This is a genomic window from Aureimonas populi (genome assembly GCF_017815515.1).
In the GTDB taxonomy this organism is placed as follows: domain Bacteria; phylum Pseudomonadota; class Alphaproteobacteria; order Rhizobiales; family Rhizobiaceae; genus Aureimonas; species Aureimonas populi.
The window spans coordinates 117,027-129,893 of the sequence record NZ_CP072611.1; the positions used below are offsets into that span (position 1 = coordinate 117,027).

The 12,867-nt window shown below is 69.0% G+C and carries 10 protein-coding genes; 6 read left to right on the forward strand and 4 right to left on the reverse strand.

Annotated elements, in window-relative coordinates; genetic code table 11:
• Positions 1–160: 160 nt before the first annotated feature.
• Complete coding sequence (locus J7654_RS00555; RefSeq protein WP_209737339.1) at positions 161–1,681, forward strand: SLC13 family permease; 1,521 nt, start codon at positions 161–163, stop codon at positions 1,679–1,681.
• Between the two features lie 142 nt (positions 1,682–1,823).
• Positions 1,824–2,645, forward strand: a complete 822-nt coding sequence (locus J7654_RS00560) for a lytic murein transglycosylase (protein WP_209737340.1) — start codon at positions 1,824–1,826, stop codon at positions 2,643–2,645.
• 40 nt (positions 2,646–2,685) lie between these two features.
• Here J7654_RS00560 and J7654_RS00565 read toward each other — a convergent pair whose 3' ends face one another.
• The 3 genes from J7654_RS00565 to J7654_RS00575 all read right to left on the reverse strand — a co-directional run bounded on the left by J7654_RS00565 (position 2,686) and on the right by J7654_RS00575 (position 6,200).
• A complete protein-coding gene (locus tag J7654_RS00565) occupies positions 2,686–3,408 on the reverse strand; it encodes a glutathione S-transferase (protein WP_209737341.1) in 723 nt (240 codons plus the stop codon).
• Entirely contained in the window at positions 3,408–4,523 is a 1,116-nt protein-coding gene (locus J7654_RS00570) for a catalase family protein (protein ID WP_377946548.1), read from the reverse strand. The genes J7654_RS00565 and J7654_RS00570 overlap by 1 nt, the downstream gene beginning before the upstream one ends.
• A gap of 81 nt (positions 4,524–4,604) precedes the next feature.
• Positions 4,605–6,200: a bifunctional metallophosphatase/5'-nucleotidase gene (locus J7654_RS00575; RefSeq protein ID WP_209737342.1), complete on the reverse strand. Its 1,596-nt coding sequence runs from the start codon at positions 6,198–6,200 to the stop codon at positions 4,605–4,607.
• Between the two features lie 183 nt (positions 6,201–6,383).
• On the opposite strand from J7654_RS00575, the gene J7654_RS00580 reads away from it, so the two are divergent.
• Positions 6,384–8,567 (forward strand): malate synthase G, encoded by a 2,184-nt coding sequence (locus J7654_RS00580; protein ID WP_209737343.1) that lies wholly within the window; start codon positions 6,384–6,386, stop codon positions 8,565–8,567.
• Between the two features lie 35 nt (positions 8,568–8,602).
• Here J7654_RS00580 and J7654_RS00585 read toward each other — a convergent pair whose 3' ends face one another.
• A complete protein-coding gene (locus J7654_RS00585; protein ID WP_209737344.1) occupies positions 8,603–9,793 on the reverse strand; it encodes an NAD-dependent epimerase/dehydratase family protein in 1,191 nt (396 codons plus the stop codon).
• Between the two features lie 87 nt (positions 9,794–9,880).
• On the opposite strand from J7654_RS00585, the gene J7654_RS00590 reads away from it, so the two are divergent.
• From J7654_RS00590 to exbD, 3 genes are all read left to right on the forward strand, one after another.
• A complete protein-coding gene (locus tag J7654_RS00590) occupies positions 9,881–10,981 on the forward strand; it encodes a glycosyltransferase family 4 protein (protein WP_245195577.1) in 1,101 nt (366 codons plus the stop codon).
• Between the two features lie 292 nt (positions 10,982–11,273).
• A complete protein-coding gene (gene exbB, locus J7654_RS00595; RefSeq protein ID WP_209737345.1) occupies positions 11,274–12,374 on the forward strand; it encodes a tonB-system energizer ExbB in 1,101 nt (366 codons plus the stop codon).
• Between the two features lie 5 nt (positions 12,375–12,379).
• A complete protein-coding gene (gene exbD / locus J7654_RS00600) occupies positions 12,380–12,856 on the forward strand; it encodes a TonB system transport protein ExbD (RefSeq protein ID WP_209737346.1) in 477 nt (158 codons plus the stop codon).
• Positions 12,857–12,867 lie beyond the last annotated feature (11 nt).

The window sequence follows — 12,867 nt, forward strand, 5'->3', positions numbered from 1 at the left end:
GCTTCGGGGGAAGCGCCCGGCCCTTTTTCATGACACGGCGGGGTTGACGAACGCACGGCGAGCGGCCATCGGCCACCCAAAGGAACATTGCCGGCCGCCGCTTTCACACCCCGCCCGGCGGGGCGGGAGCGGCGTTCCGGCAACTCGGACGGGAGTGAGCATGGCCGAAGCAGCACAGACGAAACGCAAGGAGACCGAGGCACCGAGCCTGCCTTGGAAGCCCCTGCCGATCTTCGGCGGCCTTGCCCTCTTTGCCCTCGTCCTCCTGCTGCCGCCTCCCCCCGGCCTCTCTCCGGAAGGCTGGCGCGTCGTCGCCACGGCCGTCCTGATGATCGCATGGTGGATCAGCGAGGCGATTCCGGTGCCCGTCACCGCGCTCGTCCCCATCGCCGCGCTTCCCATGCTGAACGTTTCGCCCATCGGCGCCGCCACGGCGCCCTATGGCGACCCGGTCATCTTCCTTTTCATGGGCGGCTTCGTGCTGGCGCTGGCGATGGAGCGCTCCAACCTCCATCGCCGCATCGCGCTCAACATCGTGGCCCGCACCGGCACGCAGCAGCATCGCGTCGTCGCCGGCTTCATGGCCGCCACCGCCTTCTGCTCCATGTGGGTATCGAACACGGCGACGGCGGTGATGATGCTGCCCGTGGCGCTCTCGGTCGCCGGCCTCCTGGGCAATGATGGCGCGGACGGCCGGCGGTTCTCCCTGGCCCTGCTGCTGTCCGTGGCCTATGCCGCCTCCATCGGCGGCATCACCACGCTGATCGGCACCCCGCCCAACGCGCTTCTGGCCGGCCTTCTCAACCAGACCTATGGCTACGATATCGGCTTCGCGCGCTGGATGAGCATCGGCGTGCCGGTGGCCGCGGTGATGCTGGTGCTGTGCTGGCTGCTGCTCACTCGCTTCGCCATCCGCCTGCCTCGCGTGGAGATCGAGGGTGCGGGCGAGCTCATCCGCGACGAGCTGTCCAAGCTCGGCCCCTGGCGGCCGGCGGAGGTGCGCGTCGGGATCGTCTTCCTCGTCACCGCCACGGCCTGGATCTTCCGCACCATCCTCGACGATTACATTCCCGGCCTGTCCGATTCCTCCATCGCCATCCTGGCCGCCCTGGTGCTGTTCTCGGTGCCTTCCGGCGAGCCGAAGGGCGGGGCGCTGATGGACTGGAACACGGCCATGGGCCTGCCCTGGGGCGTGCTGATCCTGTTCGGCGGGGGCCTGAGCCTCGCGGCGGCGGTGACGGGCACCGGGCTCGACACATGGATCGGCTCGCTTCTCGGCGATGCCGCCAGGGGTCTGCCCCTCTTGGCCGTGGTCGCGCTGGTGGTGGTGGTGGTGCTCTTCCTCACCGAGTTCATCTCCAACACCGCCACCGCGGCCGCCTTCGTGCCGCTGGTGGCCGCGCTGGCCATCAGCCTTGGAGAGAACCCGCTGATCCTGGCGATCCCCGCCACCTTCGCCGCCGCCATGGCCTTCATGCTGCCCGTCGCCACGCCCCCCAACGCGCTGGTCTTCGGCTCAGGCCATGTCAGCCTGCCGCAGATGGCGCGCAACGGCTTCTGGCTGAACATCGTGGCCATGGTGGTGATCTCCACCTTCGCCTACTGGCTGGTCATGCTGCTGTTCGGCGTGACGGCGGGCGAGATCCCGGGCTGGGCCGCACGCGCGGGGCTGGACGACTGACATCCCTCACGGGCGGCTGGCGAAAGCGTGAGCCCGGCGCCCGGTTCGCAAACCTTTTGGTTTCGATTAGCAGCGATAGTGGCGTTTTCTCCGGCCGCATGCACCTTCCACGGGCAGGCCGGCCGTCTTCGAGGAGTGAAACATGCAGATGATTGCCAGGCTGGGGCGAGGCGCGCTCGTCGCGGGAGCCCTTCTCTTCGGCGCCGTGCCGGCTCTTGCGCAGAGCTGCGGGGACACGGCCTCGGGCTTCGGCCCGTGGCTCGAGGGTTTCAAGGGAACCGCCGCCAGCGCCGGGATTTCGCAGAACACGATCAACACCGCGCTCGGGGGCGTGACCTACAATTCGGAGGTCATCCGTCTCGACCGCAACCAGCGCTCCTTCCGCCTGTCGCTGGACGAGTTCATGGAGCGCCGCGCGCCCGCCTCCTTCGTGCAGCGCGGCAAGCGCATCATGGCCGAAAACCGCCAGATCCTCGACCGCGTGGAAAGCCAGTACGGCGTGCCGCGCGAGATCCTGGTCGCCATCTGGGGCATGGAGACGGGCTTCGGCGCCAATTCCGGCAACATGAACATCTTCCGCTCGCTAGCCACGCTCGCCTACGACTGCCGGCGATCGGACTTCTTCACCAACGAGCTGTTCGCCGCGCTCCAGATCGTCGACCGGGGCGACAAGCGCGCGCAGGACATGGTGGGCGCCTGGGCCGGAGAGATCGGGCAGACCCAGTTCCTCGCCTCCAACTATCTGCGCTACGCGGTGGATGGCGACGGCGACGGGCGGCGCGACCTCATCCGCTCGCGCGCCGACGTTCTGGCCTCCACCGCCAACTTCCTGCGCCAGCACGGCTGGCAGCCGGGCGCCGGCTACATGGAGGGCCAGCCCAACTTCGCGCGGCTGCGCGACTGGAACCGCGCCGGCGTCTACCAGCAGGCCCTGGCCCTCTTCGCCTCGCGCCTCGCGCAATAGGACGCGCAAGGCCCCGGCGGAGAAACCGCCGGGGCCTTTCCTATTCGCCGTCCAGCTCGCGATAATGCCGGAAAATGCCGTTCTCGTTGAAGGGCAGGCGCCGGTCGCTCTTCAGATAGGCCGCGATCTTTTCCTGCACGCGCACTGTCTCCACGAGCGCGCGCACGCCTGGATAATCGCCCTCGATCACCCGCATCCGCTTCGGGAAGGCGTAGCGCAGGCCTTCCACGAGCTGGAACAGGCCGAGATCGGCATAGGTGAGGCGCCGCCCCGCGAGATAGCCGGAGCCGTTCGCCTCGATCAGCTTCTCGTACCATCGCAGGAACTTGACCATCCGCTCCTCGCGGAATTCCGCCGCGCGTCGGCGTGCCTCGGGCTTCTGGTCTTCGTAATAAAGCCCGATGCCGACCGGGTGGTGCACGTCGTGCGCCTCGGCCACCGCGTCGGCCGTCGTCAGCGCGATGGAGCGAGCGAACTGCCGGTCCGCCTCGCTCTCCGGCGCCAGCCCCAGCTTCTCGCCGAGATAGGCCGCGATGACGCCTGCCTGCGAAACGACCGTATCGCCGTCCACCAGGAAGGGCGGCGCGAAGGGTATATGCGGCCCGCGCCCCTCCTGGAACGCGCTCATCGCCGCCATGCCCCCGCCCTCCTCCTCCGGCAGGCGCACAACGTCGCGATAGGGCGCGCCGGCCGCCTCCAGCACGAGGCGGGGAAACTCGCCGCGCCCCGGGATTTCGGCCCAGTAATAGAGATCATAGACCATCAGACGCCGATATCCTCGCGCCGGGCCGGCTCATGGATCGGGCAGCCGTTGAAGCGCCCCCGGAAGGCGGCCGACATTTCGTAAGAGGGCTTGCGCACGCGCATGATGGAGCCGAGCGGGCGATGGGCGGCCAGCGTGTGCCAGGGCGAGAAAGCCAAGCCGTCGTCGAGTTTGCGGGCGCGCTCCTCGCTCCACGAGTCCTGGCTCGCCACGCGGATGCGCGCCACCGGCAGATAGGGGCTCCCCGTTTGCGGCCAGACCACCGACGCGTCCTCCAGCGGCATGGTCTTCGGATCGGTGAGGAGCTGGGCGCGCACCTCCCAGACACCCTCCCCGCGCTCGAAAAACGCCTGCACCGCCTCGCGCAGCGCGTCCGGGCGCCCCATGGAATGGACAGGTGCATCCTTGAGCGCCTTGAGGCCGGGCGAAACAGGGACAACGGTCAGCTTGGCCATGTAGCGGCCGAAGAGGATCGGCGCCTGCGTGAAGAAGGTCTCCCCAAGGATATGCGTATCGGGATGGCCGCCGAGCGCCTTCAACGTCGCGCTTTCCCCGCCCACGGCCTCCAGCGTGCTTTCCGCCCCGCGCAACGCGGCCGAAAGCACCTTCTTCAGGATTTGCGGCTGGTCCGTCGTGCGGGAGAGCAGCTTGAGGTTCTTCAGGAAGGCCGCTGCGGTGGGCGCCACGAAAGCCGGGCCGTTGACTGTGACGAAGTCCTGCGTCCGCTCGCCCTCCGCTCCCGGCAGGCGCTCGCCCTCCACGCCCACCACCTTGATCGCAAGGCCGCGCGGCGTGGTGACGGAATCGTCCAGAAGGTCACCCGGATTGGTCGAGAAGCGCAGGATGACGGGGTAGGTCCGCGCTTGCGAGAACAGGCCTTGGCGCAACTCCGCGCACAGGCCGCCCAGCACCTCGAACTCGCCGACCAGAAGGCCGTGGGCCTTGGCGTGGACGCTGCGCACCGCATGGCCGTAATCGGTCGAGGTGATCTCGACGATCCGGCGCATTTCCTCGCGCAACGCCTCGGCCGTCCGCGCCTCGTTCTCCTCCTCCACCTCGAAGGCCGGATCGTAGGCGACGGGTCGGCGGGCGATCTTCTGGTAGAGCGACGGCATGAGCGGCCCCTGGCATGGAGGGAGGATACCGCTCGAACGCCCGCGCCATGGCGGGCGTTCCGTTTCCCGCGCCGGCTGGGCCTATTCGACCTCGGTGATGCGCCCGTCCGTATAGGGCTCGTAACCGCCCGAGTGCGCGGCCAGATACTCCACCACGACCGTGTCGATGGTGGGCCCGAAATCATAGGCATTGTCGGCGGTGACGAAGCTGTCGTAGCCGTCGCCGCCATTGCGCATGAAGTTGTTGGAGGCCACGAGATAGGTCGCGGCCGGGTCGATGGCGACCCATTCCTCGCCGTCCTTCACGCGCACCTCGCGGATGCGGCTGCCCGGCTCGGCGGCGCGCGTCCACTCGTACTGGAGGCCGGCGACCTGCGGGAACCGGCCCGCGCCGTCCTCCACCTGTCCGACACCGTTCTCCAGCGCCGCCACGAGGTCGGCGCCCGAGACCTCGAAGGTGGAGAGCGTGTTGAGGAAGGGCAGGACCGTGAGGATTTCGCCCTGCGTCACCTCGCCCTCGTCGATGGAGGCGCGCAGCCCGCCGCCGTTGATGATGACGACCTGCACGCCCTGCCCCTGCGTGCGCTCCAGCATGGCGTCCGCCACGAGGTTGCCCATCTCGCACTCCTGGATGCGGCAGGTCTCGCGCGAGCCGTCGATCGGGCCGGCGGCGGAGGCGACGACGCGGGCCCGGATCTCCTCCAGCGGCTCGGCGAGTTCGACGACGCGCGCGACGATCTCGGGGTCCTCGTCGAAGGAGGCGTCGAGCAGGATAGGGTCGCCCGAGGCGGCGGTGACGACGCCCTCCTCGTCGAAGGTCACGGTCAGCTCGCCCAGATACTTCGTATAGGAATAGGCCTGCACGATAGGCACCTCGGCGCCCGAGGGCCCCGCGACCATGGTCGGGTAGGCGCCGCCGGCATCCTCGTCGTCGTTCGACAGAAGCGTTTGGGAGTGGCCGCCGACGATCACGTCGATGCCCTCGATCTCGGCGGCGAGCCGCTTGTCCAACTCGTAGCCGACATGGGAGAGGAGCACGATCTTGTTGACGCCCTCCCCCTCCAGGCGCTCCACCTCGCGCCGGATGGCCACGGCGGGGCGCTCGAAGGCGACCTCGCCGGTGGTGGCCAGCTCGGGCGTATCCTCGGCCACGACGCCGATCACGCCGATCCGCTCCCCGCCCACCTCGACGATGGTGGAGCCTTCGATCGACCCGTCGGCCAGCGCCGGCTCGTTGGCCGGGTCGATATTGGCGCCGAGCAGAGGGATATCCAGCGCGTTCGCGAAGGCTTCGAGATCGGCCGGGCCGTTGTCGAACTCGTGGTTGCCGACCGCCATCGCATGGTAGCCGAGCCGGTTGATCATCTCGGCGGCCGCCTCGCCGCCGTACTGGGTGAAGAACAGCGTGCCCTGGAACCAGTCGCCCGCATCGAGCACCAGCGGATTGGCCGCCGCCGCCGTGCGCTGCGACAGTGCGGTGGCCAGCCGCGCCACGCCTCCGAAGCACTCGTTTGCGGCGGCCTGCTCCTGCGAGCAGGCGGAATCGGAGGCGTTGATCGGCTCGAAACGGTCGTGAACGTCGTTCGTATGCAGGATCGTCAGCTCGAAGGCCTGCGCGGGCAGCGCCACGCCCGCAAGCAGGGCGGAAAGAGCGGCGGCAAGGGTTCTGTTCGTCATCGTCATCCTCGAGCTGGCCGGAACGGACATGCGCGCCCTCCCCCGTTGCTTTCATTTGCACGTCGGGCGCTGACCAAAGTCAAGGCGGCGGCGCCACCATCCACGGTTTGCGTGTCGCGCATTTGACAGGAGGGCGCGCATGTCCGATTCCCCCTTCTCACCATCATGCGGAGGGGACTGGCGATGAACGACCATATCGAGATCCACGGGCTGGCGATCGCGCCCGAACTGAAGGCCTTCACGGAGAACGAGGCGCTGCCCGGCACGGGGATCGAGCCGGACGCCTTCTGGAAGGCGCTGTCGGACCTCCTGCACGAGCTGGCGCCCAGGAACCGGGAGCTGCTGGCCGTTCGCGACGAATTGCAGGCGCGTATCGACGCGTGGAACGCCGAGCGGCAGGGCCGGGCGGTGGACGGAGCCGAGGTGGAGGCGTTCCTGCGCGAGATCGGCTATCTCGTGGATGGGGGCCCGGCCTTCTCGGTCGAGACCGCCAATGTCGATCCCGAGATCGCCTCCATCGCCGGACCCCAGCTCGTGGTGCCGGTGACGAATGCGCGCTACGCGCTGAACGCGGCCAACGCCCGCTGGGGCTCGCTCTACGATGCGCTCTACGGCACGGACGCGATTTCCGAGGACGGCGGCGCGGCGAAGGGCAAGGGCTACAACCCGGCGCGCGGCGCCAGGGTCATCGCCTGGGCGCGCGAGTTCCTGGACGCCTCCGCGCCGCTGAACGGCACGTCCTGGGCCGATGTCACGGGCTTTGCGGTGGAGAACGGCCGGCTCGACATCGCAATCGAGGGCGGACGCCGCATTCCGCTGGCCGACCCGGCCCAGTTCGCCGGCTACCGGGGCGAGCCTTCCGCGCCCACCAGCGTGCTCCTGCGCACCAACGGGCTCCATGCCGAGCTGGTGATCGACCGCTCCTCGCCCATCGGCTCGACCGACAAGGCGGGCATCTCGGACGTGATCCTCGAATCGGCGCTCACCACCATCCAGGACTGCGAGGATTCGGTCGCCGCCGTCGATGCCGAGGACAAGGTCCTCGTCTATCGCAACTGGCTCGGCCTGATGAAGGGCGACCTCGCCGACACGTTCGAGAAGGGCGGCAAGACGCTGACGCGGCGGCTGAACCCCGACCGTGAATACACCGCGCCGGACGGACGGCCCCTCGCCCTGCCGGGCCGCTCGCTGATGCTGGTGCGCAATGTCGGGCACCTGATGACGAACCCGGCGGTGCGCCTGAAGGACGGCTCCGAAGCGCCCGAAGGGCTCATGGACGCCCTGTTCACCTCCCTCATCGCCATGCACGACCTCAACAAGGTGGAGGGGGACAAGAACTCCCGCGCCGGCTCCATCTACATCGTCAAGCCGAAGATGCACGGGCCGGACGAGGTCGCCTTCGCGAACGAGACCTTCGCCCGCGTGGAGCGCGCCCTCGGCCTTGCCGAGAACACGATCAAGATGGGCATCATGGACGAGGAGCGCCGCACCACGGTGAACCTTGCCGAATGCATCCGGCAGGCCCGCCACCGCGTCGTCTTCATCAACACCGGCTTCCTCGACCGCACCGGCGACGAGATGCACACCTCGATGGAACTCGGCCCGATGATCCGCAAGGGCGACATGAAGGCCTCGACCTGGATCAAGGCCTATGAGGACCGCAATGTCGACGTGGGCCTGGCCTGCGGGCTGAAGGGGCAGGCGCAGATCGGCAAGGGCATGTGGGCCATGCCCGACATGATGGCCGCGATGCTGGAGCAGAAGATCGGCCACCCGCAGGCCGGCGCCAACACGGCCTGGGTGCCCTCCCCCACCGCCGCCACGCTCCATGCCACGCATTACCACCGCATCTCGGTGGCCGAGCGGCAGGCCGAGATCGCCGGGCGCACGCGCGCCAGCCTGTCGGACATCCTCACCATCCCCGTCGCCACGCGGCCGAACTGGACGCCGCAGGACGTGCAGGCCGAGCTCGACAACAACGCGCAGGGCATTCTCGGCTATGTCGTGCGCTGGGTGGACGCCGGCATCGGCTGCTCCAAGGTGCCCGACATCAACGATGTCGGCCTGATGGAGGACCGCGCCACCTGCCGCATCTCCTCCCAGCACATCGCCAACTGGCTGCGCCACGGCGTGGTGAGCGAGGATCAGGTCGTCGAGACAATGCGGCGCATGGCCAGGGTGGTGGACGGGCAGAACGCCGCCGACCCCTCCTACGAGCGCATGGCGGACGATTTCGAGGCCTCCATCGCCTTCCACGCCGCGCTCGACCTCGTCCTCAAGGGGCGCGAGCAGCCGAACGGCTACACCGAGCCCGTCCTGCACCGCCGCCGGCTGGAAAAGAAGGCGCGCGCGCGCGCCGGGGGCTGAGCGGAAAAGGGGCCGCGAAGGCGGCCCCTTTCCTCCTACTCGGCCGCGATGCTGGCCGGCTCCGGCCGCACCCAGCGGCTGGAGCAGACGATACGGCTCGGATCGCAGCGGTCGCGATAGCGCGCTGCCACGTTCACCACCTCGTCCAAAAGGCCCTCCGAAAGGCGCGTCGGCTCAAGTCCGAGCTTGAGGAGCGTGTCGTTGGCCACCACCAGCTCGTTTTCCGGCGCTTCCTTGCGCGGGTTGTCCATGAACTCCACCGGCACGCCGGTCTTCTGCGAGATCAGCTGCGCCAGGTCACGCACCCGGTGCGTCTCCGTCATCTGGTTCAGGATGCGCACCCGCTCGCCCCGCGCCGGGCCGGAGCCCAGCGCCAGCTCGATGCAGCGCACCGTGTCGCGGATGTGGATGAAGGCCCGCGTCTGGCCGCCCGTCCCGTGAACCGTCAGCGGATGCCCGATGGCGGCCTGCATGAGAAAGCGGTTGAGGACCGTGCCGTAGTCCCCATCATAGTCGAAGCGGTTGACGAGGCGCTCGTCGAGGTCGGTCTCGCGCGTCGAGGTGCCCCAGACGATGCCCTGGTGCAGATCGGTGATCCGCAGGCCGTCATTCTTGGCGTAGTACGCGAAGAGAAGCTGATCGAGCGTCTTGGTCATGTGGTAGATCGACCCCGGATCCACCGGATAGAGGATTTCGACATTGGCCTCCTCGCCGCCCGAGCGCAGCGTCGCGTCGATATAGCCCTCCGGGATCATCATCCCCTTCGTCTTGCCGTAGCCGTAGACGCCCATGGTGCCCAGATGCACCAGATGCGCGTCCGGCGCCGCCTCCACCATGGCGCAGAGGAGTGCGGAGGTGGCGTTGACGTTGTTGTCCACCGTGTAGCGCTTGTGCCAGGGGGACTTCATCGAATAGGGCGCCGCCCGCTGCTCGGCGAAGTGCACGATGGCGTCGGGCTGCTTGCGGGCGAGCAGCCCCTCCAGCGCGTCATAGTCCTTCGCGACGTCGATCGGAACGAAGTCGATGGGCGTGTTGCGGGTCTCGCGCCAGGCCTCCAGCCGCTCCTCGATGGGGCGGATGGGGGTGAGGCTCGCCGCGCCCAGCTCCTCGTCGGTGCGCCGGCGGACCAGATTGTCCACGATGGTCACGTCATGGCCGAGCGCGGAGAGATGGAGGGAGGTGGCCCATCCACAAAAGCCGTCGCCCCCCAGAATGATGATGTTCATGATCGTCCGCGTTCCGTTGTTCGCATCGTGCCGCTGCTCTATGCCTCGATCACGTTATCGCGATGACATTTTGTCGGCGAAGGTGAAATGAGCACAAGCGCCTCCATTTTCCAGCCACAGGCGATGCGAATTCTCATCGCCAGCGACGCATGGCACCCCCAGATCAACGGCGTGGTGCGCGTTTTCGAGACAACGGCGGAGATTCTGCGTGCCCGCGGGCACGTGGTGGAGGTGATCGGCCCCGAGCGTTTCCGCACCATTCCGGCCCCCGGCTACAGGGAAGTGCGGCTTGCCCTCGCGCCGGGCCGCGCGCTCTCGCGCATGATCGGCGACTTCGCGCCGGACGCCATCCACGTGCCGGTGGAAGGTCCGATCGGGCTGGCCGCGCGGCGCTACTGCCTCAAGCACGCCATCCCCTTCACCACCTCCTTCCACACGCGATTCGGCGACTATTTCGAGAAGCGGATCGGCGGGGGCGTCGATCTGGCCTATGCGGCGCAGCGCTGGTTCCATTCCGCCGGTGCGGCCATCATGGTGCAGACGAGGACGCTGGAGGAGGGGCTCTCCCGGCGCGGCTTCGGCCCCATCCGCCGCTGGGGCCGGGCGGTGGACACGCAATCCTTCCGCCCGATGCGCGACGAGCCGCGCTTCGACGCCGACTTCCTCGGCCTGCCGCGCCCGATCTTCATGTATCTGGGCCGCGTCTCGTCCGAGAAGAACCTCGAGGCCTTTCTCGATCTCGAACTGCCGGGCTCCAAGGTGGTGGTGGGCGACGGGCCGGCGGCCGCGGCGTTGAAGAAATCCTATCCGGCGGCCCATTTCCTTGGCTACCGCACCGGCGAGGACCTGCCCCGGCACCTGTCGGCGGCCGACGTCTTCGTCTTCCCCTCGCGCTTCGAGACCTTCGGGCTGGTCGTGCTGGAGGCGCTGGCCTGCGGCACGCCGGTGGCAGCCTTCCCCGTTCCCGGGCCGCTGGACATACTGGGTGACGCGCCGCACGCGGCGCTGGGCGAGGATTTGCGCCAGGCCGCCCTTGCCGCGCTGGGGATCGACAGGGGCGGATGCCGCGCCTTCGCCCAAACCTTTTCCTGGGAGGAATGCACGCGGCAGTTCGAGGCGAATCTCGAGCGCATTCCGCGCGCGGTCTGGTCGCTCCGGGCGGGCGGGCGCGACGCGGAACAAGCCTGACACGCTTCCCGAAGGGGAACCGGCAAGCAGACTCGAAGTAGAACCATTCCAAAAGAGGGGCAGAGACAGCGCGCGCCGGTCTTTTTCTTTGAAAAACCCCCTTGTGCCAAGCTGAGGAAGTTGACTTCAAAAGTCATGTTTCGTTACAGCCTGACGGGGACGCCGCGCTTGCCCAGCCCGCGAGATGGCGCCTCCTCCCTAGAGGTCTTCGCACACACCCGCAGCCCGGCTGCGCGGAGCCCCCGCGAAAGAGTGAATTCTCGCTCCGACGATTGGAAGAAACGAGTCGCCGATGACGATCCGCCCGGCCCACCGCACCGGCCTCCTCGCCGCCCTCGCCGCCCTGGCCCTCATCGCGCCGGCCGGCGCGCAGGAAACGCCGCCCGCCGCGCCGACGCAGGCGCAGCAAGCGCAGCCTGCGCCGGCGCAGACCGCCCCCGAGGCTCCGGCGCCCGGCCTTGCCCCTGCTCCCGCGGAGCCTGCCGCCCCGGCGCCAGCGAGCCCGGCCGCCCCGGAAGCCGGAACCGCCGTCGAGCCCGCCCCGGCAACGCCGCCCCCCCCCGCGCCCCCGGCACAGGCCCCGATCGGGGAAGGCACCGGACCGGCGGTGACGGCACCGGCCGAGCCGGCCGATCCCGCGCCGGCAGGCGAGCCGCTGCCGCTTGCCGAGGTGGACGGGCGCGACGAGACGCTGCCCCACGACCTGACGCCCTGGGGCATGTACATGGCCGCCGACTGGGTGGTGAAGGCGGTGATGATCGGCCTCGTCCTCGCATCCTTCGTCACCTGGATCATCGCCTTCGCCAAGGCCATGGAGCTGTCCTTCGCCAAGCGGCGCGCCCGCTCCGGCGTCGCCCGGCTGGAGCGGGCGCAGACGCTTGACAACGCGCTGAACGGCAACGGCCGCCGCCGCTGGCGCGGCCCCGTCGCCGCGCTGGCCGCCACGGCCGCCGAGGAGGCCGAGCGCTCCGGCAACCTGTCCGCCGAGGGCGTCAAGGAGCGCACGGCCATCGCGCTGTCGCGCATCGAGGCGCGCGCCGGCCGGTCCATGAACCGGGGCACGGGCCTCCTGGCGACCATCGGCTCGGTCTCGCCCTTCGTCGGCCTGTTCGGCACCGTCTGGGGCATCATGAACTCCTTCATCGCCATCTCCGAATCCAACACCACCAATCTGGCGGTGGTGGCGCCGGGCATCGCCGAGGCGCTGCTGGCCACCGGCATCGGCCTGGTCGCGGCCATTCCCGCCGTCATCATCTACAACGCCTTCTCCCGCTCCATCGCCGGCTATCGCGCCGTCCTGGCCGATGGCTCGGCGCTGGTGATGCGGCATCTGTCGCGCGATCTCGACCGCAACGCCGCGGGCTACGCCCCGCACCACGCGCCGGCGGAGTAGGAGCCATGGCCGTCAATCTCAAGGACAGCGACGCCGAGGGCGGCGACGAGATGTCGGAGATCAACGTCACGCCGTTCATCGACGTGGTGCTGGTCCTGCTCATCGTCTTCATGGTCGCCGCCCCGCTTTCCACCGTGGACGTGCCGGTCGACCTGCCGGTTTCCAACGCGGTGCCGCAGGAGCGGCCCGACGAGCCGATCTACCTCACCGTGCAGGACGACCTCTCCATCTCGCTGGGCGAGGAGCGGCTGGCGCCCCAGACGCTCCAGGCCGCGCTGGACGCGCGCACCCAGGGCGACCGCGAGCAGCGCATCTTCCTGCGTGCCGACGAGGTGGTGGCCTATGGCGACCTGATGGGTGTGATGAACGAGCTGCGCCGCGCCGGCTACCTCAAGATCGCGCTGGTCGGCGTCGAGGACCCGGCCGCCGCCGCCCAGCAGGCCGCGGCCGCCCCGGCGGCGCCCACCACCGGGACACCTTGATCCGGTGGCCG